This is a genomic window from Streptococcus sp. NPS 308, assembly GCF_002355895.1.
Taxonomy (GTDB): domain Bacteria; phylum Bacillota; class Bacilli; order Lactobacillales; family Streptococcaceae; genus Streptococcus.
Window position 1 is genome coordinate 1160672 of the sequence record NZ_AP017652.1, and the last position, 26756, is coordinate 1187427.

The following is a 26756-nucleotide window of genomic DNA, read 5'->3' on the forward strand; positions in this document are numbered from 1 at the left end:
TTAAAATCCCTATTATTTTACCATAAATTCTACTTAGATTCAAGATGTAAAGTCACTTTTCTTTCCTTTGGACAATATTTTAGAACTTCAATCTTGTCTGGATGGGTTTTTGAGTTCTTACTAGTTAGATAATTCATGCTACCACAAGAGGAGCATTTGAGATTAATTTTTACTCGCACGAGATTTCCTTTACTTTTAATAATGATCTAAATTGAACTAAGTTACATAAACAGCTGAAAGCCACACAGGCAGCCGTCGCATAAAAAACAGAGTGGTAGCCATATTGCCCCGCGACTGCTGAACCAGTCATAGGGCCAACAACACCTCCAAGGTAGAAAAAGACTTGGTTAAAGGCAAAAATCCTTGAAATGCCAGCTTTGGGAGTCATTTTACTAAGCAAGGCATTGATACCTGGTATCAGAGCGCCCGTTCCTAAACCAAAGAGAAAACGATACAAACCGAGTTCAAGGGGACTAGTCGCACTGGCACACAGAATATAGATGATGACTGAATACATCTGAGCCAGAATCAGAAGTCGATGATTCCCTAGCTTATCACCAAGCTTTCCCATCACTCCAGCGCTCATCATACTAGAAAATCCCATACTAGATACAATCAAGCCTGAGACGAAGAGGAGATTTTCGTTCTGCCCTAAGTCCCGCACATAGAGAGCCAGAATGGGTCCAATCGATTGAGCTGAAAATTGTATGACAAAGGTAGTCAAAAATAAACTAATCAAAAGATGAGAGTGCTTGATTGAACCGAGCAATTCTTTTGTTGGTATTGCTTTCTCCTTAGCTATTGGCTGAAAATCCTCCTTGATAAAGAAAATGGTTAAGAGTGCAGCTAAAAACAAGAAGCCACCAATCAACAGAAAAACATTTCGAATACCAAAAATTTCAGCAACCAGGCCCCCAACAAAGGGGCCCGTTAGAGTTCCAGCTACTACTCCCGTTGATAAAGTCCCCAAAGCATAGCCAGACTTATCCTTAGGAACTTGACTGGCTATTAAAGCCGTCGCATTTGGTACGAAACCTGTAAATACACCATTTAGTAATCTAAGAAAGATTAACCAATAGATATTCGGAACAAAGGCCAAACCTCCCATAGTAAGGGTCATGGCAAGGCCTGCTCGAATCATCATGGGTTTTCGACCGTACTTGTCAGCAAGAATGCCCCAGATGGGAGAAACTAAAGCTGCGGAAACAGCAGAAACAGAAATGGCTAATCCAGCATAAAAAGCAACTTGGTCGCTTTCAATTCCCAACTGCTCTACAAAGATAGGCATAAAAGGGACGACTAAGGATATACTGGCCCCAGTTAGAAAACTACCAAACCAGGCGACACGAAGATTCTCTTTCCAACTAATCTCTTGCACAGCTATCGCCTCCTTCAAGTAACTTGACTACTTGACTTACAAGCTGATCACGACTGCCATTGTTATCTAGTATACGACTCGCCAATTTTCTCTTTTCTGCTAAAGACCACTGGGCGGAAAGACGGGACTTGGCAACTTCCTTAGAAAGATGATCCCGTTTCATGAAACGTTCTAATTGGATATCATAGTCCACATAGATCAGCCACGTTTCATCAAACCAGGCACTGTAGTCCTGTTCAAAAAGCAGGGGAATATCCATGAAAAAAATCGCTTCTGTCTGAGCTAACTGGTCACGCAATGCTGCCAGTTCCTCACGAATAATCTCCCCTTGGGTTTGCTTAGACCATTCTCGTTCTTCAGGATTTGAAAAGATGAGACTAGCCAGAAGAGGGCGATTGAGTTCTCCATTTTCTAAGATGATTTTCTGTCCAAAGTGCTGGACTAAGACCTGATAAAGGTGGCCCCCAGGTTTTTGTAGATCATGGACGACTGCGTCGGCATCCACCACTTGAAAACCTTTCTGTCTCAAAAAATTTGTCACAGTTGATTTACCAGAGGCAATTCCTCCTGTGATTCCAATGATTTTCCCCATCAGTCCCTCCTTTGACACTGAGGACAAAAATGAGTTCCTCGTCCACCGAGATGGAATTTCTCAATGATGGTGCCACAGCGTGAACATGCTTGACCAGTCTTATCATAGACCTGATGAAAATCCTGCATGGTTCCATCTTCCCCAAAGGCATTGGTATAGGTTCGAATAGTTGAACCCCCTTTTTCAACAGCCTGACCCAAAACAGCAATGGTCTGGTCATGAATTGCTTTCGTTTCCTCTGCTGTCAAAGTCTGGGAAGATCTAGCTGGATGAACCTGAGCTCGCCAGAGAACCTCATCCACATAGATATTTCCAAGACCAGCGACCAAGGTCTGGTCTAGGAGGTGGGATTTTACAGGCTTTTTAGACTTGGCTAAGGTAGCTTGAAAGACCTGCAAATCAAAGTCCTGTTCTCTTGGCTCAGGACCTAGTTTCTTAGAAATAAAGTAGGCATCCAATAGGTCGGGTGCCAGCAGTTCCATAGTACCAAACTTGCGTACGTCCTCATATACAAGAGTGCCACCATCCTCAAAATGAAAGAAAACATGGGCGTGCTTGCGTTCAGGAACCTGGTCTGGATAGTAAAAATACTTGCCCTCCATCCGCAAATGGGAAATCAAGACCTTGTCTGTTAGGTAAAAAAGCAAATATTTTCCACGACGTCCCATTGACACAACAACTTGACCAGGCACTTCCTTTTGAAACTCATCCAAATCTGTCTTGATCATCTTAGGATAAGCAATCTCTATATTAGAAATCTTCTTTCCCAAAATCAATTTTTCTAAGCCACGACGAACCGTTTCAACCTCAGGTAATTCAGGCATAGTCCCTCCTTCTGTAAAAACAAGAAGCAGGCATGCGCCCACCTCTACTTAGTATTCTTTCTCATTATAACCAAAGTCAGCCAAATCTAGCTTTTTATCACGCCAGTTTTTCTTGACCTTGACCCAAGTTTCTAGGAAAACCTTGTCCCCTAGCATGAGTTCGATATCACGACGGGCCATGGTCCCAATTTTCTTGAGCATGGCGCCACCTTTACCGATGATAATACCTTTTTGACTATCACGCTCGACCATGATGGTTGCACGGATATGAACCTTGTCGGTCTCTTCATCACGCTTCATAGAGTCCACCACAACTGCAACTGAGTGGGGAATCTCTTCTCTAGTTAGGTGTAGGACTTTCTCACGGATCATTTCAGAAACCAAGAAACGCTCTGGATGGTCTGTGATTTGATCAGATGGGAAATACTGGAAACCTTCCTCTAGATTTTCACTCAGAATATCGATTAGATGAGAAACATTATTACCCTGAAGGGCTGAGATAGGAACAATTTCCTTAAAGTCCATCTGATTTCGGAAATCATCAATCTGAGCCAAGAGTTGATCTGGATGGACCTTGTCAATCTTATTCACCACCAGAATCACAGGAACCTTGGCAGCTTTCAGACGCTCGATAATCATATCGTCGCCCTTACCACGTGGCTCATCAGCTGGCACCATGAATAGAACAGTATCCACTTCACGCAGAGTACTGTAGGCAGATTCCACCATGAAATCTCCAAGAGCCGTCTTAGGCTTGTGAATCCCCGGCGTGTCGATAAAGACGATTTGTTCCTTATCCGTGGTGTAAATCCCCATGATTTTATTGCGCGTTGTTTGCGCTTTGTCACTCATAATGGCAATCTTTTGCCCCATGACGTGATTTAAAAATGTTGACTTCCCAACATTGGGACGTCCCAAAATAGCTACAAAGCCTGATTTAAATGTCATAATTTCCTCTTAGTGTTTAAAATAGTATATCCCAAATGCGTGGGAGAAAGATAAGTGCACCAATCACCGCGGCAAGAAGAGAAACCACAAGTACGGCACCTGCTGCCATGTCCTTGGCTTTCTTTGCCAACATAGAAAAGTGATAGTGACTGGCTAGATCCACCACATTTTCAATAGCAGAGTTAATAATTTCAAATGCTACTACCAAGAAAATGCTCATTAGGAGAAAGAGCCATTCGATCCGTGATACCTGAAAAACAAAACCTGCAAGGATAACTACTAGAGCCGTTACTGCATGTTTTCGCATATTGCGTTCTTCCTTGATAGCAGTCAGAATGCCTGTCAGGGCAAATTCTAAACTAGAAATCAGGTCACGATTTTTCCATTTTCGTTTATTGTCTTGTGAGTCCATAGGCTGTCAAAATTTCTTCTTGTAAACCGAACATCTCCGCTTCTTCTTCCGGAGTGTAGTGATCGTAGCCGTTGATATGTAAAAAGCCGTGTACTGCCAAGAAGCCCATCTCACGCTCAAAGCTGTGGCCATATTCCTCAGCCTGCTCATGCGCTTTATCGATAGAGATGAAAAGTTCCCCAATATAGGCATCAAACTCAGACATCATTTCTGCTAATTCAGGGTTTTCCAGCAGATCTTCCTCATCAAAGGAGATGTCCAATTCCGGTTTATATTCAAGGCTGATGACATCTGTCGGACGATCTGTATCACGGTACTCGAGGTTGAGTTCGTGGCTACGCTCGTTGGTCACAAAAGTAACTGCCATCTCCTTGTCTTCTTTTCCTATTTTTTGGGCAGCAAATTCCAAAATCTCTTGGGTTTGTTGCAAGATTTCTTGTGAAACTTGACCAGTTTCATCTACCATTTCAATATACATGTACTTCTCGATTCTCTTTACTTGGCTTTATTATACCATATTTCCATGATTTTATTCTACCTTTTTGATATAATACTATGGAATACAATCACAAGGAGAGAACGATGTCATTTGACGGATTTTTTTTACACCACATGGTTGAGGAATTGCGAAGAGAGTTAGTCAATGGTCGCATCCAGAAAATCAATCAACCTTTTGAACAAGAATTGGTCTTGCAAATCCGCAGCAATCGCCAAAGTCATCGCCTGCTCCTTTCTGCTCATCCCGTTTTTGGACGCATTCAGCTGACCCAAACGACCTTTGAAAATCCAGCCCAACCTTCTACCTTTATCATGGTTTTGAGAAAGTATTTACAAGGTGCCGTAATTGAGTCCATCGAGCAAATCGAAAATGACCGCATCGTGGAGATCACGGTTTCCAATAAAAACGAGATTGGGGATCATATCCAGGCGACTCTCATTATCGAAATCATGGGCAAACACAGCAATATTCTCCTCGTGGATAAAAGTAGCCATAAAATCCTCGAAGTCATCAAACACGTTGGTTTTTCACAAAATAGCTACCGCACCTTGCTCCCCGGATCGACCTATATCGCTCCCCCAAGTACCGAATCTCTCAATCCTTTTACAGCCAAGGATGAGAAACTCTTTGAAATCCTGCAAACACAGGAATTAACAACTAAAAATCTTCAAAGCCTCTTTCAAGGTCTGGGACGCGATACAGCAAATGAATTGGAAAGCATACTGGTTAGTGAAAAACTTTCTACCTTCCGTCAGTTTTTCGCACAAGAAACCAAGCCTTACCTAACGGAGACCTCCTTCAGTCCAATTCCCTTCGAAAATAGTGTAGGAGAGCCTTTTACCAGCCTTTCAGAGCTCTTGGATACCTACTATAAGGACAAAGCCGAGCGCGATCGCGTCAAACAACAGGCCAGCGAACTCATTCGCCGCGTTGAAAATGAACTTCAAAAAAATCGCCACAAACTCAAAAAACAAGAAAAAGAATTACTGGCGACAGACAACGCTGAGGAGTTTCGCCAAAAAGGGGAATTGTTGACAACCTTCCTTCACCAAGTACCTAATGACCAAGATCAGGTTACCTTGGACAACTACTACACCAATCAACCTATCACCATTGCTCTTGATAAGGCCCTGACTCCCAGTCAGAATGCCCAACGCTATTTTAAACGCTACCAGAAACTCAAAGAAGCTGTCAAATACCTGACTGAACTGATTGAAGAAACCAAGGCCACCATTCTTTATCTAGAAAGTGTCGAGACTGTGCTCAATCAAGCTGGACTGGAAGAAATCGCTGAAATCCGTGAAGAATTGATCCAAACAGGCTTTATCCGTAGAAGACAGCGAGAGAAAATCCACAAGCGCAAAAAACCAGAACAATATCTGGCGAGCGATGGCAAGACCATCATCTATGTCGGACGCAACAACCTACAAAACGAGGAGCTCACCTTTAAAATGGCCCGCAAGGAGGAACTTTGGTTCCATGCCAAGGACATTCCTGGAAGCCATGTCGTCATCTCAGGAAATCTCAATCCTTCTGACGAAGTTAAGACGGACGCTGCGGAGCTAGCTGCCTACTTCTCCAAAGGGCGCTTATCAAATCTCGTGCAAGTGGATATGATTGAAGTCAAGAAACTCAACAAACCAACAGGAGGAAAACCCGGTTTTGTTACTTATACTGGACAAAAGACCCTCCGTGTCACACCAGACCCCGAAAAAATCGCATCCATGAAAAAATCCTGATTTCACTTGAAATCAGGATTTTCTATTACAAATTTACTCTGCAATCAAGGTTTCCAAACCAACCTTCATCATATTTGTGAAGGTGTTTTGATTTTCTCAGCCAGTTTTTAATAACTCTCAAAGAGCGAGATTTTGGTCAATAAATGAGATAGTTTTCACTTTCAAGTAACAAGGTTTTGTTGCTATCTTCTAAAATCCTTTTATTGACTCAATTTCGAAAAGACTTCCCCAATCTTGCCTTCAATGACCAATGTAGCTTGGCTATCTTGTGGAATACTGGTTTTATTGATAAGGACCAGATTTGTTCCAGAAAAATAGTTTACTAGGCTAGCTGCAGGATAAACAACCAAGGAAGTCCCACCAATAATCAGCAAGTCTGCTTGCCGAATAGCTTGTGCAGCTTGACTAAAAACATCCATGTCAAGTGATTCTTCATACAAGGTCACGTCAGGCTTGATCACCTTGCCACAGTCTAAGCAGTGGGGAACAGGTCCCTCGAGGGCTAGAAAGGCAGTTAAATCATAGAAACGATGACAACCTAGGCAGTAGTTGCGGTCCGCACTCCCATGCAATTTAAAGACCTTTTGGGAGCCTGCCATTTCATGAAGACTATCGATATTTTGTGTCACAACAGCCTTTAGCTTGCCAATTTTTTCCAAAGCAGCTAGGTAGTAATGAGCAGCATTAGGCTTGGCTTCTGGATAAATCAGGTATTTCTTATAGAAGTCAAAAAAATCTTCTGGGTAGCGCTCAAACATGGTCCGAGAAACAAGTTCTTCTGCCGTAAAATGACGGCCTAACTGATGACTATAAACACCATCTGAACTACGAAAATCTGGGATATTAGACTCGGTTGACACTCCTGCCCCTCCAAAGAAAACAATCCGTTGGCTTTGATCTATCAAGTCTTGTAATTGTTCAATTTTATCCATCACATTTCTCCTTAAGCTGGGTTCTAAAAAAGTTGAAAATCAATAGTTGGATTTTCAACTCTTTCTTTATCATTGCTTAGATATTGAAAATAGATCACTTACAACAGTTCTTGTAACTAATGTAATTGAAAAGCTATTCTCTGATTACTCTGCAATCAAGGTTTCCAAGCCGACCTTCATCATATCGGTGAAGGTGTTTTGGCGTTCTTCTGCAGTGGTGTCTTCATCTGGATTGACCAAGCTATCAGAAATGGTCATGATAGCAAGTGCATCGACGTGGTGTTGGGCGGCAAGATAGTAAAGAGCTGCTGCTTCCATTTCCACAGCCTTGACTCCCCATTTACCAAGCTCGATGTTCTTTTCAAAGTAGTTTGAGTAAAAGACATCTGATGACAAAACATTCCCAACGTGGGTAGTCATTCCGAGTTCTTTGGCGATATGGTAGGCCTTATCTAGTAAATCAAAGCTAGCGATTTGTGGAAAATCATACTGTGGCCAGTCATTCCGGATGATGTTTGAGTTAGTCGCAGCTGCTTGCGCCAAGACCAATTCACGAACGTGAACATCTTCATTTAATGAACCCGCAGTTCCCACACGGATCAATTTCTTCACACCGTAATCCACAATCAACTCACGCGCATAGATAGAAATGGATGGCATCCCCATCCCAGTTCCCATGACAGATACACGGTGACCCTTGTAAGTACCAGTGAAGCCAAACATGTTACGCACTTCGTTAAAACAAACAGCATCTTCAAGGAAATTCTCCGCAATAAACTTAGCACGAAGAGGATCCCCCGGAAGAAGAATTTTATCAGCAATTTCACCCTGCTGAGCAGCAATATGGATAGACATAGTTAAGATATAAAGGGCGACAGAGAACAAAGTAAAAATAGGAAACTGACGAAGCATCGCAGATGTTAGACAGTTTATCTTTTTTACACAGTTCTCCGCCCGTATTCAGTTCAGCAAATACGGTTTACCCATCCTTTCTTTAATTTATATTTGATATTTAGAAAGATACCAAACCCGTCAAAAAGCAAAGGGAAAATAGGAGTTGGGTGCAGTGAGCGATGCTCGCTAGACCAACTGTCTTTTTCTCACTGCTTTTAGGGTGAGTTCAATTCCTTTCTTTCTTAATTTTTATGATATAGAAGAGAACAGTCCGAATTCAATTCAAACCCGAACTCCCCTTCCTTTCTGAATTTCTAGAAAAGCTTTCCGCTCGTGTTCAAATCTGAACACTTCACTCAACTTTTCTATGATAAGTATTGATTACAATTCTGCAATAATCGCTTTAAGCAAGCCTTTGAAGTCGCCTTTGACACGTTCAGTCACTTCTACAACTTCTTCGTGGTTGAGTTCTTCTTGGAATCCTGCAGCATGGTTAGTGATACATGAAATACCGAGAACTTTCAAGCCCGAGTGAGCTGCAACAATAACTTCAGGAACTGTAGACATACCAACTGCATCTGCTCCCAAAGTCTTATAGGCACGAATTTCTGCTGGGGTTTCATAAGTCGGACCTGTTACACCAATATAGACACCTTCATCAAGCTTGATACCAAGTTTTTTAGCCACTTCATGGGCAGTAACACGGTATTCAGGTGTGTAAGCTTTTGACATATCTGGGAAACGAGGACCAAAATCATCCAAGTTTTCACCCATCAATGGATTTTGGCCTGTCATGTTGATATGGTCTGAGATAGCCATCAAAGTCCCTGGGCCAAATCCGATACCACCAGCTGCATTGGTTACAATGACACCCTCACATCCAAGAACCTTCATCACACGTACTGGGAAGGTCACAACTTCCAGAGGATTTCCTTCGTAGAAATGGAAACGACCTTGAAGAGCCAAGACCTTGCGACCTGCAAGGTCACCATATACCAATTTACCAGCATGACCAACTACTGTAGAGCGGCCCCAGTTTGGAATATCTGCATAGTCTACTACAACTGGATTTTCGATTTCTTCTGCCAATTCTCCAAGTCCTGATCCAAGGATTAAACCGAATTCAGGCGCTAGGATACCCTTTTCTTTCAGGAAAGCAGCTGTTTCCTTGATCTTATCTAAAAATGTCATTGTGTCTCCTTTATTATTTTTTTAGCATTTGACCGATTTTGTCAAAAGTTTTAGCATTGCGAATGGTGATTTGGCGGTAGAAAGGCATCTTGAGTAAGTTTTTGTGATAGGCAGTTGCATAGTAGGATTCTTCAGAGAATTTCCCCCAGAAAATACCAAGTTTTCCGAAATGAACGACTTCATCTTCCAGTTCCAAACTGTTCACTTTCTCGATCACTTGATCCACATCCAAGCTCTCCGTGTAGAAGAGCACATCTTTTCGAGCCAGGTCTTTGGTCCACCATTCAGGCAGATTCTTCAGCTCTTCTTCATAATCTTCCTGACTAAGCAAAGAAAAGCTCTGAATAAATGGATAATGGACTGCAAAGAAAGCCTTTAACTTTTCAACCAATTGGGCTTTGGGAGCTGTAGAAGTAAAGAAAATATTGCCACTGTTGATGTAGGTCTCAACCTTTTCCAGTCCCAACTCTGTCAGTTCTTGACGAAGTTGCGCCATGACAACCTTATTTTTCCCACCGACATTAATGCCCCTTACCAGTAAAGCATAGCGTTTCATCTTACACCAATTTATCTAAGAAACTTTCCCCAATCATGGCAGTTTCCACACCAAAGTTATCCGCAACTGTCGCTGAGATATCTGCAAAATGTCCGACAGGAATGAGACCATTTCCTTTAAAGCTAGGGCTGTATGCTAAAAGTGGGATATATTCACGAGTGTGGTCTGTTCCTGCATATGTTGGATCATTTCCATGGTCAGCAGTAATCAAGAGAAGGTCGTTCTCTCTCATAGCTGCGATAATTTCAGGCAAGCGTTCATCAAACTCATGCAAGCAATCACGGTAACCATGAGCATTACGACGATGGCCGTAAAGGGCATCAAAGTCAACTAAGTTTGTGAAGGAGAATCCTTTTTCAAACTCAGCAAGTCCCATGGTCTTCAATAATGTATCAATTCCGTGGCTGTTTGACTTGTTGTGGCCCATGTCGTGGTTGATACCCGCACCGTTAAAGATATCGTTGATCTTACCAACAGCGTAAGTATCGATGCCAGCTTCGTTCAATTTATCCAAAACAGTAGGTGCAAATGGAGATACTGCCAAGTCGCGACGATTTGCTGTACGAGTGAAGTTACCTGGTTCACCAACATACGGACGGGCAATGATACGGCCTAGAAGGGCAGGACGCTCAAGGGTAATCGAACGAGCGTATTCACAAATACGATAAAGTTCATCCAAAGGAATGATGTCTTCGTGGGCAGCAATCTGCAAAACAGGGTCAGCTGAAGTATAGATAATCAACTCTCCAGTTTCCATTTGACGTGGTCCGAAATCATCGATAACAGCCGTACCTGAGTAAGGTTTGTTGGCTTCACGAATGACCTTGCGTCCTGAAAATTCTTCGATTTTTGTCAGGATTTCTTCTGGGAATCCGTTCCAGAAAGTATCGAAAGGATCGGTAATGTTGAGTCCCATGATTTCCCAGTGACCTGTCATAGTATCCTTACCACGCGACACTTCTTCTAATTTTGTTGCATATCCTGTTGGATTGCTTTCTGCTGGTACAGTCTTCAGCGGTGTTTCGCGAGGAATATTTCCTAGACCGATTTTAGCCATGTTTGGCACATTCAAACCAACTGTTTTTGAAATGTGTCCCAGTGTGTCAGAAGCTCCATCTGGAACTCCTGCATTGACAAAGTTATTGGCATCTGGTGCAGCACCGATTCCTACAGAATCCAGTACCACCAAGTGAATACGATTAAATTTTGACATAGTGTATCTCCTTATTATGTTGATTAGTTTGCTTTTGTTGAAGTTAAAATCTGAACCCCGTCTCGTCCAGCAACGATGACCTTATCCACCATTTGGTTGAACAAACCATGCTCTACGACACCAACGACATGGTCCAATTCTTGCCCGAAAGCAATTGGATCTTCAATGACATCCAAGGCTAGGTCAATGATAAAGTTCTGCATATCGGTCACAAAACGTTGGCCGTCTTTTTTACGGAAACTTGGTTTGTAGCCAGCTCGCTCAAACCGACGAAAGACCTGTTCTGCGCCATACTGAACCACTTCTACAGGCAATTTAAAAGCACCTAGTTTCTCTACCAGTTTGCTTTCGTCAACCACCCAAATGTATTCTTTTGAGGGCGTTGCGACAACCTTCTCCATCAGAAGGGCACCACCACCACCTTTGATCCCGTTGAACTGGCTATCTACTTCATCCGCCCCGTCAACCGTCACATCGACAAAGTCTACTTGATCAATCGACTTGAGCGGGATATTCAGACCTTCTGCCTGTTTACTAGTAACACTGGAAGTCGTTACAGCAGTAATCTGCAAACCTTCTTCCTTAATCCGACGACCGATTTCTTCTACGAAATAGTAGGCAGTAGAACCAGTACCGAGTCCAACTACCATGCCATCCTTGACAAACTCAGCAGCCTTGATACCTGCCATTTTCTTCAGATTTTCCACTCAAACACCTCCATTAAAGAGCTATTTTTATTATAACATGTATCCGTTTTTATTTCATGGATACACTGGAAAAACCCGAACATTTTTATTTCGGGTTTTTATGTCCTATTTAACCATATCAGGATCGTAATCATAGAATCCTGTATCAAGGAAACGGTTTTTAGGGTGTAACTTGCGCACTTCCTCATCTAACAAGAAGGCTTGGTCATGGCTAAAGTTGCCCTCTTGGATCAAGCGACGCGCTTGAATAAAGAGTTTGGCAATTTCTACAAAATTCTGACCAGGTGTATAGAGCCCCTCTAGCTTCCAGTGAGTGAAACCATGCTCTACCAATTCTGTCAATTTGGTCATCAAATCAAGGTCATTGTTAGCAAAGATATGGGTACCATGATTATCTTCAAAGATGGAGTAATGGCTCTCTGGATCACTTGGTTCAGCCAAGAAGAGGTCACGCTTACGTGTCTTTTCATCATCGATATGTGTAAAGTTATAATAGTTTTGTAAAAGCGGACGTTTAGAATGATGAATGACACTAGCACCGTAAACCAAGACTTCAGCAGGAATTTCCAAAATCTCTGGCATCTTGAAGAGCTCAGCAGATGGAATTTCACGCGCCAAAACCGCCTCAGAAGCACCCGCCTTTTGACCCCAGAAGTTAATCTGACGACTGCTAGTCACCATAGTTGAAGCATCGTAGATGGTCTTAAAGGAATAGCCATCACGGTTTACCACGTAAAAGACACCAGCGTCCCCAACAGTAATATAGTCTGTCTTGATTTCTTCCAAGAAGTCTAGGAAGGGCTTGATACGGTCCATCATATCTTGGTGCATGAGGGCATTAACCGCGACAATCAATTCCTTGCCTGCTTCATGAACCAACTTAGCGATGGTGCGTAACTCTTCATAACTAAAGGTGGTTGGCAAACGGAGTCCAAAATCTTTCTCACCGACATAGATACGGTCTACGCCAGCTTCAAGTAACTGTTCAACTTGTTCAATACTTTCAGCAGTTGCTGTAATAATAATCTTTTCCATAAGGAAAATTATACCACAATTCTCAAAAATCAGCTATGAATACTAAGAGTTTTATAAAAAGTCAAAGTCATTTTTGAAGTTTGCAATCAAAAAGTGAACAGTAACCAGAACCGTCCACTTTCTTTTTTATGCATGTATTTTTTCTACTAGGTGTCCATCATTCATAACATAAATACGGTCAACCTTATCAAGAAGACGTGTATCATGAGTAATCATAACAACTCCTCTACCTTGTTCGTGGGCAATGGCAGCCAACATCTCCGTTACTTGGTAGGCACGCTGGGTATCCAGACTGGCCGTTGGCTCATCTGCAAGTACGATGCTTGGATTGTTATAGAGCGCTCTAGCTATTGCCGCACGTTGACGTTCGCCACCCGATAGGGCCTTTGGATAATGATCTTTTACTTTTTCCAAATCCAACAACTCAAAGAGCTCTTTTCGGTCACTTTTACTATTTTCTCCCTTATCCAGTCTGTCAATCAAATCCAGCTGTTCTTTGACCGTTAGAAAAGGAATTAGGTTTGAAGCCTGAAGAATGAAACCAAACTCTCTAAAACGGAGATCTGTTTTTTCCTTCTCCGTTAAACTGCTTGTTTCCTTCCCCTTGACTAGAATCTTTCCACTCGATGCTTCCTGAAGTTGTCCAAGAGTTGTTAGAAACGTTGTCTTACCAGAGCCAGAAGGCCCAACGATAGCTACGAACTCTCCCACATTTAGCTGAAAATTCGTCTCATGCAGGGCTACAACTTTCATCTTTCCTTCCCCGTAGGTTTTTGTCACTTGAGTCATTTCAATCAATGCTGTCATACTATTCTCCTTATCACTCTGCAATCGCAGTAATCGGGTCCACCTTTAGCAAGCGTGGAAGTGAAATGACACCACCTAGAAGGGCCATCAAGGAAATTACCAAACTTAGGACCGAGTAGGCTATCCAACTTGGATAGAAAAAAAAGGTAGCTGGTAAGACTGAAATCACTCCTCCGATTGCCAGCAGGGCTAAAGCAATCCCCATACCAGCTAGGAGGAAGATTTGACAGAACAGAGACCATACAATGGTTTTGATCTGTATCCCTTGAGCTCGCATTATTCCATAAAGACCTAGTTTTTGGATGGTAATGATATAAACAAAAATCCCCACAATCAAGCCTGTGATAACAATCATAGCAAGAATCATTCCTGAAAATACATTCACCTGAGGTGTGTAGCCAGGAATTTTCGATATCATTTTTGGAATGGAAATCTGTTTCAGACCATACCCAGCCACTTCTATGTCATTTTTCAATACCAAGGCAGAGATAGAACGATTGGCTTTCAAGGTTCCTTGTAAGGTCCAATAAGTTGCCAGACTCGTAAAGACAACAGGCTCAGTGAAAAATTTATTTCCTTGAGTCAAGCCTACGATCTTGTAACCTGACTCGCTTCCATTAAGCTGAATGGCATCACCTAGCTTCATCCCATAGTTCTCAAAAGACTGATCCACGACAACCTCATCATCTCCTTCAGGATAACGACCCTCCGTCAAACTAGGAGAGATAAAAGCGTCCCAGTCTAGAGCAAAGATGGAAACATTGACCTTTTCACTACCATCGACTAGATTGGTTACAGCAAACATATAGCCCAATGGAGCAGCCTCTTCAGAACTCTTATTCTTGTAGTCCTTTTCAGGAATAAAAGATGCTGTCAAATTATCATTTGCGTAGTCGGATAAAACGACACCCGTTGCTTGCCAATTATCAATAGCGGCTCGGTTGTTTCGCACAAGACCAAGAGCTAGACTGGTCATAAAAAAGACCATAAAAGCGATAAGAAAAATGGTAGTTAGAATCAAACTATATCGAAGTTTGTTTCGTACTATTTCTTTGATAGCAAGATACATGCTTATCTCCTTTAACTTTTCCCCAGAGGTAGTTTAAAAGCCACCCAGACCAATAGACAGAATCTCTGTCCTTCCATCCATTCAAAACAACTCCTACCAATACTCTACAAAAGTATCCAGGTAGCAACTCAACAAATCATCTTAGGAAAAAGCCTCAGCTTGCTATCAATTTATATAAGTTATCCTTTCCTTTCTCAGTATATCTATAATAGAGAAGGTTAGGTCATCTGTTTTAAGTGTAACATCCATGCTACCATTTTCCCTTGTAGGTGTCAAGAGAGCGACTTAGAAGTTGATAAGAGACTTTAGTAGTTTTGTAACAATTCTGTAATAATTCTCTGCATAAAAAATGATAAAATAGTTATGTACTGTTAAGGAGAGAATCATGTCCGCAAGAAAACTAGAAGCTTATGAGTTTGAACAAGCTCCCGAATCAAAACAAACTCCGCTTTACCAAGATTACACACCTGAAGCCCCAGTTGGCCCTAACCTAAAAGAGATTTTATTTTTTGTAAATATCGCTTGTTTCTGTATTTTTATGGCACTCTTTAGTTTTATCTTTTTAGCCTTAAAATTTAATACAGCTTTATCATTTATCGCTGCTATGGCAACAAGCTTCGCACTTTTACAACTTCAACGAAAGATAATGAAACGAAAATTTTCAAAATAAAGGTTGGTAGTGGTACCAACCTCTTTTCTAGTTATCTAAAAAGACAGTTTTATAACTGTCTTTTTTATTTATTCTTTCGTTTTGAAGGAGATTGAATAGCAATCTTAACTTCAAAAATTGTTCCTCTAGGTTTGTTATCTTTTACGCTAATCGTTCCTCGTAAGGCATCAACAATCTGCTTAGCCAAAGAAAGTCCCAAACCAAAGCCACCTTTCTGACGAGTTCTTGCCTTGTCTACACGGTAAAATCGGTCAAAGATTTTCTTCTTGTCAGCAGCTGAAATTCCAATTCCGTTATCCGTTACTGTAAGATAGAGGTGGCGATCTGTAGCATAGACTACAAACTCAATTTTCCCATCTTCTTCGGTATACTTGATGGCATTGTCAAATAAAATGGTCATGAGTTGTTTTAGGAGCAACTGATCGGTCATGAATGGACGATAAATTCGATTTTCATAGTTGAAAACACGATCATTTTCATAGGCAATCAACTCATAGTTGGCAAAGGTTGTTTTAAAGAATTGTGGAGAAACTTCTGCTATTTCTGGTTTGATTCCATCATCTCGACGTGCAAGGTTGAGAAGATTGGTCGTAAGGAAACGCATGTTGCGAACTTCTTCAAGACTGGAAGCAATACTTTCGCTGGATTCCATGATGGTTGCCTCTGGTTTTCGAAAGAGATTCTCTAAGCGATTTTGTAAAACGGCTAAAGGCGTTCTCAGTTCGTGACTAGCATTTTCAACAAAGGACTTCTGCTTTTGCATGCTTTCCAGCAAGGGTTTGACACTGACACGTGCCAGGTAAACACTGGCAATTAAAGACAGGAGCCAGAAACTAGCCATGACTACAACAATTAAATGCTCGTGATTTTGGCTGATTTGCTCAAGCTGGCTGGTATTGATTAGAACCGCCGCATATTTGACATTACTTGATACGGTGGAAGAGTTGGTTTCCATCAAGACCATTCGATAGGTTTCTTCCTGACCATAGCTGTTGAAAACTTGGATTTGCCGAATATGATTCAACTCTTTCTTGTCCAGTTTGATCTTGTCCAAGCCTAAAAAGCGATTGCCCAGTAAGAGTTGGTTAAAATCCTTGTCAAAAAGCAAAACTTCTGTATTGGAGCTAACATTGGGCTTGATTTCAGCCTTGCTGGCATCCGCTGTTGCTGTTTGAATATCCTTGACTTCCTCAGTTGCCCGATTCAGGGCTAACTGAATGACCGCTTGAGGACTACTACTAAGGGCTTGTAGTTTTTCATCTACAGAAGTATAGAGACTCGAGTGCATGACCTGAAGGATAATCAAGGTCATAGCAGAGAAAATCAAGGTGAACACTCCGAAATTTCGAATGAAATAGCTGAAATCATCTGCGTACCATGTTTTTTTTAATTTATTGAACATCTTTTAAAATATACCCGACACTACGCAAGGTTTGAAGATTTTCAGCAAATGCTGTTCCCTTCAATTTCTTACGAACTTTTGAGACATAGACTTCTACAACGGAAATCGTCGTATCGCTATCAAATCCCCATAGACGGTCAAAAATCTGTGTCTTGGGAAGAATGACATTTTGATTTTGAAGGAAGTAAACCAATAACTCAAACTCTTTTCCGAGCAGTTCCACAGGAGTATCTTCCACTTTTACTTCATTCGTTGAAAGATTGACGATAACATCCCCATAGGTCAAGGTGTTTTCATTAAACTTACCTGAACGCTTGAGAAGGGCTTGAATCCGCATTTTGAGTTCTTCTAGGTAGAAAGGTTTGGTGAGATAGTCATCCGCTCCCAACTCAAAACCATGTCCCTTGTCATCCAAACTTTCCTTGGCGGTCATGATAAGGACTGGTGTCGTGATTCCTTTTTCTCGCAACTCTTTCAAGACTTGGAAACCATTTTTTTCCGGCAACATCAGGTCAAGCAAAATCAAGTCATAGACGCCACTTTCTGCTTCGTAGAGACCTTCTTCTCCATCAAAGACCTGCATGACATCTGCAAAATCATCTAAAAAGTCAAATACTGAGTTTGACAGACCTAGGTCATCTTCTACTAATAAGATTTTTATCATCAGAAACTCCTCCTTGTTATGATTATTATACCAAAATTGCCTTAAAAAAAACTCAACTCTCTCTTGTTTTTAGAGAGAAAGTTGAGTTTTTTATTTACATTTCGAATGAATTAAGCTTTAGCATATTGGGCTACAACAGCTTCAACTGCTGCTTTCTCACGCTTAATCAAGTCAACACGCGCTGCGATATCCTTGATTCCCATCTTGATATTACGGCTAAGAGCAAGGTCAGAAAGTTGTGGCTCAAAGAAGGCCTTGTATTCTGCCAAGCGTTGCTCTGTTTTAAAGATATGCGATGGGAAGATGACAAAGCTATCAAAGCTCATATCTCCACCAAGGGCTGCCTTGATCCAATCCCAGTTTTCACGCGCCCAAACCCAAACAGTTTCTTGGGTAGCTTTGTGTCCGAGGAATTGGAGGTACCATGAAGAAAGGTCTTGTGGTTTCACTACAAATTTATCTTTCCATGAGCCAATCAGGGTTTGGATATTGTCGGCATCTGTACTGTATGCAAGAGCCGCTGACAGCTGACGTTTGAAGACAGCATCTGTCGCATGAGTGTAGAGGTCCAGATAAGTTGCGACCAAATCCTTGGTCTCATGGTGTTTCATCTCATTGATGAGAACTTGAGCACGGATGGCTGCTGGAAGGCCTGCAAGATTATCCTTGTGAGCTGCAAAGATTTGGCTAGCAAGTTGACTAGCTTCTGCATCATTGGAACGAATCATCATAGAAACGGCCAACTGACGAACCAATTCATCCTCATCTGATTCTCCATCTTTGGCTTCAAAACCAAGACGGTCATAGTTATGACGAGCCAATTTAGCAACCAGACTGTTAAAGGCTTTCTCAGTTGCTGTTCCTTCATCAATAAAGCGCTCAAGAGCAGCAATCACTTGAGAAACAGCTGAAACAACAAGGTAAGACTCTTCCTTAGCAAGTTTATCAAGGACTGGGAGCAAATCAGCATAAGAAATATGACCTGCCTCAGCCAACAAACGACGTTCTTGAACAATTTGCAGTTTGCTTGTGTTATCAAGTGTCTCTAGCTCAGCAAGAACAGCTTCTAATAAGTTTCCTTGATAGTCGGTAATATAGTGGGCAGTATTTTCAGTGTTGAGACGAAGAGCTCCTTCATTTTCAGCAAGAAGAGCGGCGTAGCCAGGGATTTCGATACTTTCAGTTTCAAGTGTATCTGGCAAGCCTTTCCAGTTGCTGTTCAGTGGTACAACCCAGAGACGGTTCTTGTCTTCGTGCTCACCGATAAAGAATTGTTTTTGCGAAATCTTCAAGACGTCATTTTCAACTTTGACAGTGAGAACTGGATAACCAGGTTGTTCCAACCAAGAATCCATGAAGGCAGCAACATCACGTCCTGAAGCTTGTCCGAGAGCATTCCAAAGGTCACGACCAATGGTATTTCCATATTGGTGCTTTTCAAAGTAAGCATGCAAGCCTTTAGCGAAATCAGCATCTCCTAGCCAACGTCGAAGCATGTGCATGAGACGGCTTCCTTTGGCATAGACGATAGCGCCGTCAAAGAGGGTATTGATTTCATCTGGGTGTTTAACTTCAACATGGACAGACTGAACACCATCCGTCGCATCGCGTTTAAGTGCCGCTGGAACACCACCTGTTTGGAAATCTTCAAAAATATTCCAACTTGGCTCGATGGCATCCACACAGACGTATTCCATCATGTTAGCGAAGCTTTCATTGAGCCAAAGGTCATCCCACCATTTCATAGTCACGAGGTTTCCAAACCATTGGTGAGCCAACTCATGCGCTACAACTAGGGCAACTTGTTGACGGCTAGCAAAGGTTGAGTTCTCATCCACAACCAAGTATACTTCACGGTAGGTTACCAGACCCCAGTTTTCCATTGCACCCGCTGAGAAGTCAGGGAGGGCGATATGAAGAGATTGAGGGATTGGATATTTAACTCCGTAGTAATCTTCGTAAAACTCAATCGAACGAACGGCGATGTCCAATGAGAAATCAAGGTTTGATAGTGGATGTGCTTTGGTCGAGTAGACACCTACGAGGGTACCATTTTTAGTTTTAGCAGTAACCCCTTGCAAGTCACCAGCTACAAAAGCCAACAAGTAAGAAGACATGCGAGGTGTTGTCTCGAACTTCCAGATGCCTGTTTCCTTGCGGTTTTCCACATCAATCTCAGGCATGTTTGACAAGGCAACTTCACCTTCTGCCTGGTCAAAGCGAAGAGCGAGATCAAAGGTTGCTTTGGCTTCTGGCTCATCCACACATGGGAAGGCTTCACGCGCAAAGTGGCTCTCGAACTGCGTAGACAAGACTTCCTTCTTGGCACCATCCACTGTGTAGTAAGAAGGGTAAATCCCTGTCATGTTATCTGTGATTTTTCCTGAAAAAGCGATGACTAATTCAACTTGACCAGCCTCAGCCAATTCGACATGAAGGGCTTCATTTTCATGATCAACTGTAAATGGGCGAGCTTGACCCGCAACTTTTACAGAAGCTATTTCCAAGTCCTTTTGGTGAAGGGAAATACGTTCACTCTTGGCTTGACCAGTGATGGTCACCTTCCCAGAAAAGGTCTTGGTCTCACGACTCAAGTCTAAGAATAAATCATAATGTTCAGGAACAAATTGCGTAATAAAATGTTCAACTGCTTGCATAGTTTTCTCCTATTCTAAGTTTAAGAGTTTTTCTCTTATTCAAACAAACTTATTATATCATGTTTTGCTTAAGAAAAAAGGATTGGACGGTGATTTCCAAAACTTTCTTTCTCCTAGCAGTCTACAGTGGGTAGACTTTACGAAATTCTTCTAAAACAACCTTGCTGTCAGGCGTAAAAGTTAGTCCTGCCTCTCTCAGCCACTCGGCGAAACAGTCCTCATGAACCTGACGCCAATAGGCTAGGGATTTGTCACCTTCCCCTTCCTTAAAGGCATGTTCAGCAGAAACTTGATTGAAAGGCTGAACGGAAACCTTAGTAATTTCGACAATGCAGACAGCCTGATTTTGACTGTCTAAAATAACATCGAAGGTCCCTTCTTGTGGAAGGGGTTCGTTATCAACTGCATAAAGATCATAGGCTGATGCAGTTGCCGTCTTTTCACCTTTTAAAACCAAATCTGCCAAGAGATCGGCTTCCACTCCAAAAGCCCAGGCATCTATCTCATCTCCAATCGAGGGGTTGATTTTCTTGTATGCATTCCACATTTCTTGCGGTGTCATGGGTTGCTCCTTACCTTGTAATTCTGATACTTCGTCCCTAAAAAAGAGCTTGCGATTACTCAATTCCATCCTCTTTGTTATACTCTATCATGCATTTTACAGCATATTCTATCCATTCCCAAAAATCGTTAAATTCTTTTCGTTGCTCCCATCCTTCGGCAGCAAAACCATGAATGAGTTGGACCTTATTGCCCTTTCCTATTTCAAAACAAGCTGTATCATCACAATCCCCTCTTTTGGCAAATGGAATCAACTTTCTTGTCGGGTACCTTTCCTGCAATCCCTCATACAAAGATAGGGCCCATTCTGAATCCAATAGATACCAACAATCAAAATCAACTAAATTGAGTTCGATCAATTTTTTAAACGATTCAGGATACTGGAATACCCTTTCGTCCGGATGTTGAGCAGTAAATCCGTACTTTCATTCCACCCTAATAAGTAGTTTTGATTATTTCTCCCGAACGAATATAGGTTTTAAAGAAGTTTTTAGGTACAGAGGCAACCTTAGGTGTAATGGATAAGCCATAGTTTGCAAAATCTAAAGCTAGCTTCTTAGAATCGATTGCATCATAATACTCAACATACAATCTGCATAAGTTCACTTTGGTGATAGAGAATTGTTTTAACAACCAATCCTTATCAATATCCTTCTCGGGTTCTATGCTCGAAAATACGGTTGGATATGATGAATACTGAGCAGTAAAATCGATGACCTCTTGGACAGCCTTTTCCAATTCAGCTTGATCCATGCCATTTCTATTATCGATAGAACATAATCGAGTTCTTAAAGCACAATCCACTTCTTCTAAAAGTCCCGATTCCAGAAAGAGAGGATGAAGGCCAACATTCACGAAATAGGCACTACCATCTGATTTTCGTTGAAAATAGATGACCGTATAAAAATCATGATTAATTTTATAATAGTTATAGGTTCGCTTTAGTCGCGAAAAGCCATTTTTTAGGAAGAGTTCTTTGGCCTCTTTCATTTCTTAACCTCTATTTCTAAAAGAATGTGGAGAGTTCCTCATCGCATTTTCCTAGGAATCTAAATGGGTATAGGTGATTCCTATAATACCTTGCGATTGCATGAGTTATTGACGATCTCCATCTATTCTACACAACTAGTCTAAGATTGTTCCAAGTATTATCTTATTTTGCTCTGATATCTGAAATTCAGTCATGAAATAGGGTAAAAAGTCATCAAGCAAGGGATGGCTAATTTCATCTATGGAGAGTCCTCTTTTCTGACGTTCTTTTAGTAAAACTAAGATTTCAATTGGGAAATACTGCCATAATAAGGTATTGAATTCTACTAAATGACTGTCTTTGGTGTTCGCTAAATGATAATCACACATGGATAAAATCGTTTCTCTAAAAACATTCATATCATCTGAAAAAATGGTTTCAAAAATCTGTTTATAGGCATCATTCACATTATCATAAGGATTAGAGTCCAAAGGTTTATATTTTGCATCACAGGCATTTTCGAGCAAGCTTGCTAACCTGTCTCCCTGTCCATTTCCATAAAGAAAAACGGCTAAAGGCAATAAACTACTGGACGAAAAGAAAATAGGTTTCTTCCCTTTTTCAACTTGGGCTTCTTTAAAATATACTAATTTATCAATTAAAAACTCTACATAAGTATAATCTAAATAGGCAATCGCAAATAAGATATTTAAACAAATGTCTGTGTCAAAGTTTGAACCGCCTTTAGCTAAATATTTAGCAGAAGCCATGTCTGCCATTACAGAACAAAAACAGCCATTTAGCAAAGATTGATAGGTTTCAGATGTCTTATTTTCAATAAACTCAGAAACCAAAGTATATGGTTGAATAGCATGAATCATCCGTACATGTTTATAGGAGTAGGTTTCTGTTTTCCCGTTTTCCTCCCAATTTATCTCAAGGCTTTTTTTGCCTGCTTTTAATGCTTCTAAAATTGCTTTAGTAGTAAAAAGCTGTGCTTTTTCAAGATCAAAATCTCTCGCCTTTAGTACTTGATTTTTAATGGTTGTTAATTTCCTTTTTTGATTTGAAAGTGTTTTATTCATATTGACCTCGTTAAATTTCATCTCAAATATTAATCTTTTCTTGACCAGAGAAATGCCCATTCCGAATCTAAAAGATACCAAATATCAAAATCAACTAAATTGAGTTCTATCATTTTTTTAAAAGATTCAGGATACTTGAATATACTTTCATCCATTAAATAATTTTTCATTTCTTATTTCCTTTTTGGTTCAAGACTGACATAGAATGCTAAGGAAACATTGTTTTCAACCTCTTCGATGAGTTCTTTAACATTCATTTCTTTTCTCCTATTTCTTCCTTTTATCAGAATGTTGATCAGTCAATCAGACCTTTCATTCCACCCTAATAAGTAGTTTTGATTATTTCTCCCGAACGAATATAGGTTTTAAAGAAGTTTTTAGGTACAGAGGCAACCTTAGGTGTAATGGATAAGCCATAGTTTGCAAAATCTAAAGCAAGCTTCTTAGAATCGATTGAATCATAATACTCAACATACAATCTGCATAAGTTCACTTTGGTAATAGAGAATTGATTTAACAACCAATCCTTCTCAAGATCCTTCTCGGGATCTATGCTCGAAAATACGGTAGGATACGATGAAAACTGAGCAGTAAAATCGATAGCCTCTCGCACAGCCTTTTCCAATTCAGCTTGATCCATGCCATTTCTATTATCGATAAAACCTAATCGAGTCCTTAAAGCACAATCCACTTCTTCTAACAGTCCCGAGTCCAGGAAGAGGGGATGAATGCCAATATTCACGAAATAGGCAGTCCCATCTGATTTTCGTTGAAAATAGATGACCGTGTAAAAATCTTTCTGTACCTTGTAATAGTTATTTGTACGATTGAGTCGAGAGTAACCATACTTTGAGAATATTTCTTTCGCATGCTTCATTATATTACCTACTCTTTCATAAGTTTTGAGAGTTTTTATTACAGTTTACTAGGAATCTATATGGATATAGGTTATCCCTACAACTTTCCCGTTCTCAATATTGTATTGTTTCACTAAATTAACGTAGTTAATCAATCCTTCATTACTAATCTCTTCTAGTGTTGCTGGTACTATGTTGTGTTTTAGTTTAAAATCTCTAGCTTTATTCAAATCACCTACATCTTCTATAGATGTCCAAAAAAGCATATATTCATCACAATAAAAATAGATCTGATTATCATAGAACTCAGGTATTTTACAGAACTCAACTCCATCACTTTGCCTTTCCAAGGCTTCACTATCACGATAAACAAAGTAAGTTTTCTTCATCTCTTATTTCTCCTTTTAGAAGCTTTTCTTTCTGATCTATTTAGATTTATAATCACATTACAAAGACAAGTTTAACCATTTTGAATTATCAGACCATTCTTTCTTATTTTTCCGTTATTCTGCGTAAGTACTCTTCCCAGGTAAGGGTGATAAACCTTAAATAGACCATCCTCACTCAGCTAAGTCTTGGGGTTAGGCTGTCAACTACTCTTAAAATGCGCGACCTCGAAGTTATGAAATTTCAATATTCTTCAAACTCAAAGGGAAATAGATAACTAGCATTCTTGCTTTATCCCTCTCGCATGCAAACATGTGGTAATTCGCTTCTAAGAAGTTCCCTTTGCTTCTGATTCGTTCTTCCTGTTGTTAAAAATCGAAGATGTTTTAGATACTTCAGGTAGCTAACTGTAGATGCGTATTTAAAAATATTGGTATCGACAAAATCTAAAAAACGAAGTTCACTAAATGGCTGGATGAAATCCAATTCCGGTAAGTTTTTATTTGCCGTAAACGAAAGATAGAGCAGCTGATTTAAATCCCTAATAAAATTAAAGTTCGGCAACTTTACACCAAAATCAAAGTGTAGATAACACATACCTTTCTGAATAGAAATATTCTCTATACTTTCCAAATTTGTCATAGAAGATATCCCTAGAGCTTTCACACAATCATTCTGAGGCAAGATAATCTTTCTTACTCTTCTAGCTCCCACTACTAGAATCTTTTCTACATGTTCGTATTTTGAAAAGTCTATCACATCACTTTTACTTCCCATCAAGTAAAGCGTCCTTGTATTGCTTGGCAAAGAAAGCTGATTAAAATCTACATCTTTCAACATATCCTCTGGATTTTCAACAATATACTTTTGCCTTAACAGCCGATTTATATCGATGAATTCTTTATAAGTTAATTTTTCGTCCAATAATGGAGCAAGGTCTTCAATGTTAGCCAGAGGTTCCATTGCCATTAAAACCTCTCTATCTGAAATTCCTTTTTTTATTATTTCTAAATATTTATCTATACTAGTCATCTTTGACCTCTTTTCGTTCATACAACTCTAGGAATCAATTTTTAAGGGATTTATCTCTGCAATTCGAACTATATCAGAAATCCCTGTTAGAAGGACACCATTATTATTTATAAAGTCAAATTGAACCTTATTTTCTAAAAAAATGAGTTCTACTTGACCTTTAACCTTATGAATCCCCTTAGAATAAAAATGGATTTCATCTAAATTAAAAAACTCTAAATTAATTTTTATGGCATTGAATGCACTTTTCTGCCACTTTTCAGGGAAATTAGTTGGGAAATCAAATACATAAAGGACAAGATCTAATTTGTAATCGTAACATAATACAGTATCAAGAAATACATTATTCAAGTCCAAATCACCATCAAACAAATGAATAATCTTTTCCTTACCCACTGCTTTTTCAAACCATTTCACAATATGAACTCCTTTTTAAAAATGAATATAAGTCTTCTTTTTAAGATTCATTGTTTCCCTCTTTAAGGAGATGGTAACTTCTCTCTTTAAGTAGGTCTTAGAATAGCCTAATCCTCCTGCCGTCCTTTCCTTTGGATACATCCTCAATGATTGTATTTATATGTACTTCATTAAATTGACGGGAAAAGTCTACAATTTTCTGGCGATTCTGTTCTGGATATAGATAAGATGCAGCCAAAATGAACATAAACGGAGCGATTGTTCCTCTTATATTTTCCAAATAAACATCCTTGGTGATAAAGGTCATGATTTTCTCAAAATCGTCATCTTTCAGCACAATCTTTCTTAGATAGAGTGCTGCACAAGTACCTGCAGCTTGCAATAAGTTATTCGATTCCAAGGACTCATAAACAAAAGACAAGTTCTCTGTTTCTAAATTTTCTAGATAAGCAATCGCTACTGCTAGAGAGCGATAGGTTACAAGGGTTGGAATATCTCTCAGCAGCAATGACTTGAGATAGGGGACTTCTTCTGTACAATCCGTTGCGGCCATGGCGTAGAGCAAGTACATTTGTGATTCCCATGATTTAGGCTTTTCCATCTCCCCTTCCAAGGCCTGATGCAAGAATGGTCCATATCCTTTTAGTCTGCCTTTTAAAATTTTTTTCGCTGCCTTTTTTACCAAGGGCGTTCGTCCTGAAGTCAACTCATCTACATAGTCCATCTAAAACTCCTTTATTTCATTTGCTTGTCCAGTTCTTCTTCCAATATTCTGTTATAAACTATACTTCCGACACAGGCTTCCCAGTCTAGGTCCTCAACTTCTTCCCTAGAAAAAATCTTAGGTTCCCGCCTACCGTCTAGCCAGACCTTCCCAAAGTGAAGACCATTTGGGTCTCCCCACTTAAAGGCTAAATCATTAAAAGGGCTTGGATCAAAATCCGCTTGGTGACCAATTATCTGCCAAGACCATACTGGACTTCGATCAAACAAGGTGAAGGAATCTACAATGATGGGCTTACCTATAAATTGAGCACGACTTAGCTCTTCAACTGTTATAGTAGGACTTGCTTGAAAGATATTGAAAAATTGGATGACATGACCAACATTCACTTTTCCAAGGATTTGACCAAATACAAACATTTCCTCCGAAAATTGATAGCAAAAAATATCACCAATTTTAATAAATCGAAGTTTTGTTCTTGGCTTTTCATTCCACTCAAGAATCTTTATCTGGGGCAATTTTTTCTGCATAATT

General features: G+C 40.3%; 31 protein-coding genes and 1 pseudogene. 2 read left to right on the top strand and 30 right to left on the bottom strand.

Going from position 1 to position 26756, the window contains the following annotated elements; all coding sequences use genetic code 11:
• Window positions 1-29: 29 nt before the first annotated feature.
• The 7 genes from rpmG to ybeY are packed head-to-tail and all read right to left on the bottom strand — an operon-like array spanning window position 30 to window position 4632.
• A complete protein-coding gene (gene rpmG, locus SNAG_RS06015) occupies window positions 30-179 on the bottom strand; it encodes a 50S ribosomal protein L33 (RefSeq protein WP_007519517.1) in 150 nt (49 codons plus the stop codon).
• Window positions 170-1378: a multidrug efflux MFS transporter gene (locus tag SNAG_RS06020; RefSeq protein ID WP_096407518.1), complete on the bottom strand. Its 1209-nt coding sequence runs from the start codon at window positions 1376-1378 to the stop codon at window positions 170-172. Before SNAG_RS06020 ends, rpmG begins: the two co-directional genes overlap by 10 nt.
• Window positions 1365-1970, bottom strand: a complete 606-nt coding sequence (gene coaE, locus SNAG_RS06025) for a dephospho-CoA kinase (protein ID WP_096407520.1) — start codon at window positions 1968-1970, stop codon at window positions 1365-1367. Before coaE ends, SNAG_RS06020 begins: the two co-directional genes overlap by 14 nt.
• Window positions 1970-2794, bottom strand: a complete 825-nt coding sequence (mutM, locus tag SNAG_RS06030; RefSeq protein ID WP_096407524.1) for a DNA-formamidopyrimidine glycosylase — start codon at window positions 2792-2794, stop codon at window positions 1970-1972. The genes coaE and mutM overlap by 1 nt, the downstream gene beginning before the upstream one ends.
• A gap of 48 nt (window positions 2795-2842) precedes the next feature.
• A complete protein-coding gene (gene era / locus SNAG_RS06035; RefSeq protein ID WP_096407527.1) occupies window positions 2843-3742 on the bottom strand; it encodes a GTPase Era in 900 nt (299 codons plus the stop codon).
• A gap of 16 nt (window positions 3743-3758) precedes the next feature.
• The gene (locus SNAG_RS06040; RefSeq protein ID WP_096407529.1) at window positions 3759-4154 is read right to left on the bottom strand and encodes a diacylglycerol kinase family protein; all 396 of its coding nucleotides are present in this window, start codon (window positions 4152-4154) and stop codon (window positions 3759-3761) included.
• Window positions 4135-4632: an rRNA maturation RNase YbeY gene (gene ybeY / locus SNAG_RS06045; protein WP_000275172.1), complete on the bottom strand. Its 498-nt coding sequence runs from the start codon at window positions 4630-4632 to the stop codon at window positions 4135-4137. The genes SNAG_RS06040 and ybeY overlap by 20 nt, the downstream gene beginning before the upstream one ends.
• 104 nt (window positions 4633-4736) lie before the next feature.
• Between ybeY and pavA the strand changes: the two genes are divergently transcribed.
• Complete coding sequence (gene pavA, locus SNAG_RS06050) at window positions 4737-6392, top strand: Rqc2 family fibronectin-binding protein PavA (protein ID WP_096407532.1); 1656 nt, start codon at window positions 4737-4739, stop codon at window positions 6390-6392.
• A gap of 200 nt (window positions 6393-6592) precedes the next feature.
• Here pavA and SNAG_RS06055 read toward each other — a convergent pair whose 3' ends face one another.
• From SNAG_RS06055 to SNAG_RS06095, 9 genes and pseudogenes are all read right to left on the bottom strand, one after another.
• Complete coding sequence (locus SNAG_RS06055) at window positions 6593-7324, bottom strand: NAD-dependent protein deacylase (protein WP_096407534.1); 732 nt, start codon at window positions 7322-7324, stop codon at window positions 6593-6595.
• A gap of 144 nt (window positions 7325-7468) precedes the next feature.
• Window positions 7469-8179 (bottom strand): purine-nucleoside phosphorylase, encoded by a 711-nt coding sequence (gene deoD / locus SNAG_RS06060; protein ID WP_096408858.1) that lies wholly within the window; start codon window positions 8177-8179, stop codon window positions 7469-7471.
• Between the two features lie 420 nt (window positions 8180-8599).
• Complete coding sequence (locus SNAG_RS06065) at window positions 8600-9409, bottom strand: purine-nucleoside phosphorylase (RefSeq protein ID WP_096408861.1); 810 nt, start codon at window positions 9407-9409, stop codon at window positions 8600-8602.
• Window positions 9410-9965: pseudogene (locus SNAG_RS06070) on the bottom strand (DUF1697 domain-containing protein); the annotation flags it as partial.
• A 1-nt stretch (window position 9966) separates the two neighbouring features.
• On the bottom strand, window positions 9967-11178 hold the full coding sequence (locus tag SNAG_RS06075) for a phosphopentomutase (protein WP_096407537.1): 1212 nt from the start codon (window positions 11176-11178) through the stop codon (window positions 9967-9969).
• A 23-nt stretch (window positions 11179-11201) separates the two neighbouring features.
• Entirely contained in the window at window positions 11202-11885 is a 684-nt protein-coding gene (rpiA, locus tag SNAG_RS06080; RefSeq protein WP_096407539.1) for a ribose-5-phosphate isomerase RpiA, read from the bottom strand.
• Window positions 11886-11990: 105 nt separating this feature from the next.
• Window positions 11991-12920 carry a peptidase U32 family protein gene (locus tag SNAG_RS06085; RefSeq protein ID WP_096407542.1) on the bottom strand — a complete coding sequence of 310 codons (930 nt, stop codon included), beginning with the start codon at window positions 12918-12920 and terminating at the stop codon, window positions 11991-11993.
• A gap of 126 nt (window positions 12921-13046) precedes the next feature.
• On the bottom strand, window positions 13047-13727 hold the full coding sequence (locus SNAG_RS06090) for an ABC transporter ATP-binding protein (protein WP_096407544.1): 681 nt from the start codon (window positions 13725-13727) through the stop codon (window positions 13047-13049).
• A 13-nt stretch (window positions 13728-13740) separates the two neighbouring features.
• Window positions 13741-14796: an ABC transporter permease gene (locus SNAG_RS06095; RefSeq protein WP_096407546.1), complete on the bottom strand. Its 1056-nt coding sequence runs from the start codon at window positions 14794-14796 to the stop codon at window positions 13741-13743.
• Between the two features lie 385 nt (window positions 14797-15181).
• On the opposite strand from SNAG_RS06095, the gene SNAG_RS06100 reads away from it, so the two are divergent.
• Window positions 15182-15466 (top strand): DUF3270 domain-containing protein, encoded by a 285-nt coding sequence (locus tag SNAG_RS06100; RefSeq protein ID WP_096407548.1) that lies wholly within the window; start codon window positions 15182-15184, stop codon window positions 15464-15466.
• Between the two features lie 64 nt (window positions 15467-15530).
• Here the strand turns inward: SNAG_RS06100 and SNAG_RS06105 are convergent, their stop codons facing one another.
• From SNAG_RS06105 to SNAG_RS06165, 14 genes are all read right to left on the bottom strand, one after another.
• Window positions 15531-16868 carry a sensor histidine kinase gene (locus SNAG_RS06105; RefSeq protein WP_096407550.1) on the bottom strand — a complete coding sequence of 446 codons (1338 nt, stop codon included), beginning with the start codon at window positions 16866-16868 and terminating at the stop codon, window positions 15531-15533.
• The gene (ciaR, locus tag SNAG_RS06110; protein ID WP_061453486.1) at window positions 16858-17532 is read right to left on the bottom strand and encodes a two-component system response regulator CiaR; all 675 of its coding nucleotides are present in this window, start codon (window positions 17530-17532) and stop codon (window positions 16858-16860) included. Before ciaR ends, SNAG_RS06105 begins: the two co-directional genes overlap by 11 nt.
• A gap of 110 nt (window positions 17533-17642) precedes the next feature.
• The gene (locus tag SNAG_RS06115) at window positions 17643-20189 is read right to left on the bottom strand and encodes a M1 family metallopeptidase (RefSeq protein ID WP_096407552.1); all 2547 of its coding nucleotides are present in this window, start codon (window positions 20187-20189) and stop codon (window positions 17643-17645) included.
• Between the two features lie 121 nt (window positions 20190-20310).
• A complete protein-coding gene (locus tag SNAG_RS06120; RefSeq protein WP_096408864.1) occupies window positions 20311-20751 on the bottom strand; it encodes an ASCH domain-containing protein in 441 nt (146 codons plus the stop codon).
• 55 nt (window positions 20752-20806) lie between these two features.
• A complete protein-coding gene (locus tag SNAG_RS06125) occupies window positions 20807-21067 on the bottom strand; it encodes a hypothetical protein (protein ID WP_231906657.1) in 261 nt (86 codons plus the stop codon).
• Window positions 21068-21185: 118 nt separating this feature from the next.
• The gene (locus tag SNAG_RS06130; RefSeq protein ID WP_096407556.1) at window positions 21186-21740 is read right to left on the bottom strand and encodes a DUF4304 domain-containing protein; all 555 of its coding nucleotides are present in this window, start codon (window positions 21738-21740) and stop codon (window positions 21186-21188) included.
• 135 nt (window positions 21741-21875) lie between these two features.
• Window positions 21876-22805 carry a hypothetical protein gene (locus SNAG_RS06135; protein ID WP_096407558.1) on the bottom strand — a complete coding sequence of 310 codons (930 nt, stop codon included), beginning with the start codon at window positions 22803-22805 and terminating at the stop codon, window positions 21876-21878.
• Window positions 22806-22834: 29 nt separating this feature from the next.
• Entirely contained in the window at window positions 22835-22975 is a 141-nt protein-coding gene (locus SNAG_RS09770) for a hypothetical protein (RefSeq protein ID WP_157740118.1), read from the bottom strand.
• Window positions 22976-23127: 152 nt separating this feature from the next.
• The gene (locus SNAG_RS06140; protein ID WP_096407560.1) at window positions 23128-23682 is read right to left on the bottom strand and encodes a DUF4304 domain-containing protein; all 555 of its coding nucleotides are present in this window, start codon (window positions 23680-23682) and stop codon (window positions 23128-23130) included.
• A gap of 48 nt (window positions 23683-23730) precedes the next feature.
• The gene (locus SNAG_RS06145) at window positions 23731-24051 is read right to left on the bottom strand and encodes a hypothetical protein (RefSeq protein ID WP_096407562.1); all 321 of its coding nucleotides are present in this window, start codon (window positions 24049-24051) and stop codon (window positions 23731-23733) included.
• 289 nt (window positions 24052-24340) lie between these two features.
• Window positions 24341-25081, bottom strand: coding sequence for a hypothetical protein (locus SNAG_RS06150; protein ID WP_096407564.1), 741 nt, complete (start codon window positions 25079-25081; stop codon window positions 24341-24343).
• Between the two features lie 27 nt (window positions 25082-25108).
• Window positions 25109-25498, bottom strand: a complete 390-nt coding sequence (locus SNAG_RS06155; protein ID WP_096407566.1) for an Imm50 family immunity protein — start codon at window positions 25496-25498, stop codon at window positions 25109-25111.
• Between the two features lie 97 nt (window positions 25499-25595).
• Complete coding sequence (locus tag SNAG_RS06160; protein WP_096407568.1) at window positions 25596-26222, bottom strand: hypothetical protein; 627 nt, start codon at window positions 26220-26222, stop codon at window positions 25596-25598.
• 11 nt (window positions 26223-26233) lie between these two features.
• Window positions 26234-26752 (bottom strand): Imm26 family immunity protein, encoded by a 519-nt coding sequence (locus tag SNAG_RS06165; RefSeq protein WP_443031041.1) that lies wholly within the window; start codon window positions 26750-26752, stop codon window positions 26234-26236.
• Between the last annotated feature and the right edge of the window lie 4 nt (window positions 26753-26756).

Bases quoted from the DNA above. Each gene is read 5' to 3' on its own strand.
- SNAG_RS06095 (WP_096407546.1), bottom strand. From the start codon at position 14,796: ATGTATCTTGCTATCAAAGAAATAGTACGAAACAAACTTCGATATAGT.
- SNAG_RS06145 (WP_096407562.1), bottom strand. From the start codon at position 24,051: ATGAAGAAAACTTACTTTGTTTATCGTGATAGTGAAGCCTTGGAAAGG.
- SNAG_RS06165 (WP_443031041.1), bottom strand. From the start codon at position 26,752: ATGCAGAAAAAATTGCCCCAGATAAAGATTCTTGAGTGGAATGAAAAG.
- SNAG_RS06130 (WP_096407556.1), bottom strand. From the start codon at position 21,740: ATGAAAGAGGCCAAAGAACTCTTCCTAAAAAATGGCTTTTCGCGACTA.
- SNAG_RS06135 (WP_096407558.1), bottom strand. From the start codon at position 22,805: ATGAATAAAACACTTTCAAATCAAAAAAGGAAATTAACAACCATTAAA.
- SNAG_RS06120 (WP_096408864.1), bottom strand. From the start codon at position 20,751: ATGACACCGCAAGAAATGTGGAATGCATACAAGAAAATCAACCCCTCG.
- SNAG_RS06090 (WP_096407544.1), bottom strand. From the start codon at position 13,727: ATGACAGCATTGATTGAAATGACTCAAGTGACAAAAACCTACGGGGAA.
- SNAG_RS06160 (WP_096407568.1), bottom strand. From the start codon at position 26,222: ATGGACTATGTAGATGAGTTGACTTCAGGACGAACGCCCTTGGTAAAA.
- SNAG_RS06105 (WP_096407550.1), bottom strand. From the start codon at position 16,868: ATGTTCAATAAATTAAAAAAAACATGGTACGCAGATGATTTCAGCTAT.
- SNAG_RS06115 (WP_096407552.1), bottom strand. From the start codon at position 20,189: ATGCAAGCAGTTGAACATTTTATTACGCAATTTGTTCCTGAACATTAT.
- SNAG_RS06055 (WP_096407534.1), bottom strand. From the start codon at position 7,324: ATGGATAAAATTGAACAATTACAAGACTTGATAGATCAAAGCCAACGG.
- SNAG_RS06085 (WP_096407542.1), bottom strand. From the start codon at position 12,920: ATGGAAAAGATTATTATTACAGCAACTGCTGAAAGTATTGAACAAGTT.
- deoD (WP_096408858.1), bottom strand. From the start codon at position 8,179: ATGTCTATCCATATTGCTGCTCAGCAGGGTGAAATTGCTGATAAAATT.
- SNAG_RS06075 (WP_096407537.1), bottom strand. From the start codon at position 11,178: ATGTCAAAATTTAATCGTATTCACTTGGTGGTACTGGATTCTGTAGGA.
- ybeY (WP_000275172.1), bottom strand. From the start codon at position 4,632: ATGTATATTGAAATGGTAGATGAAACTGGTCAAGTTTCACAAGAAATC.
- SNAG_RS09770 (WP_157740118.1), bottom strand. From the start codon at position 22,975: ATGAAAAATTATTTAATGGATGAAAGTATATTCAAGTATCCTGAATCT.
- SNAG_RS06150 (WP_096407564.1), bottom strand. From the start codon at position 25,081: ATGACTAGTATAGATAAATATTTAGAAATAATAAAAAAAGGAATTTCA.
- SNAG_RS06140 (WP_096407560.1), bottom strand. From the start codon at position 23,682: ATGAAGCATGCGAAAGAAATATTCTCAAAGTATGGTTACTCTCGACTC.
- SNAG_RS06040 (WP_096407529.1), bottom strand. From the start codon at position 4,154: ATGGACTCACAAGACAATAAACGAAAATGGAAAAATCGTGACCTGATT.
- pavA (WP_096407532.1), top strand. From the start codon at position 4,737: ATGTCATTTGACGGATTTTTTTTACACCACATGGTTGAGGAATTGCGA.
- coaE (WP_096407520.1), bottom strand. From the start codon at position 1,970: ATGGGGAAAATCATTGGAATCACAGGAGGAATTGCCTCTGGTAAATCA.
- SNAG_RS06065 (WP_096408861.1), bottom strand. From the start codon at position 9,409: ATGACATTTTTAGATAAGATCAAGGAAACAGCTGCTTTCCTGAAAGAA.
- ciaR (WP_061453486.1), bottom strand. From the start codon at position 17,532: ATGATAAAAATCTTATTAGTAGAAGATGACCTAGGTCTGTCAAACTCA.
- SNAG_RS06100 (WP_096407548.1), top strand. From the start codon at position 15,182: ATGTCCGCAAGAAAACTAGAAGCTTATGAGTTTGAACAAGCTCCCGAA.
- mutM (WP_096407524.1), bottom strand. From the start codon at position 2,794: ATGCCTGAATTACCTGAGGTTGAAACGGTTCGTCGTGGCTTAGAAAAA.
- era (WP_096407527.1), bottom strand. From the start codon at position 3,742: ATGACATTTAAATCAGGCTTTGTAGCTATTTTGGGACGTCCCAATGTT.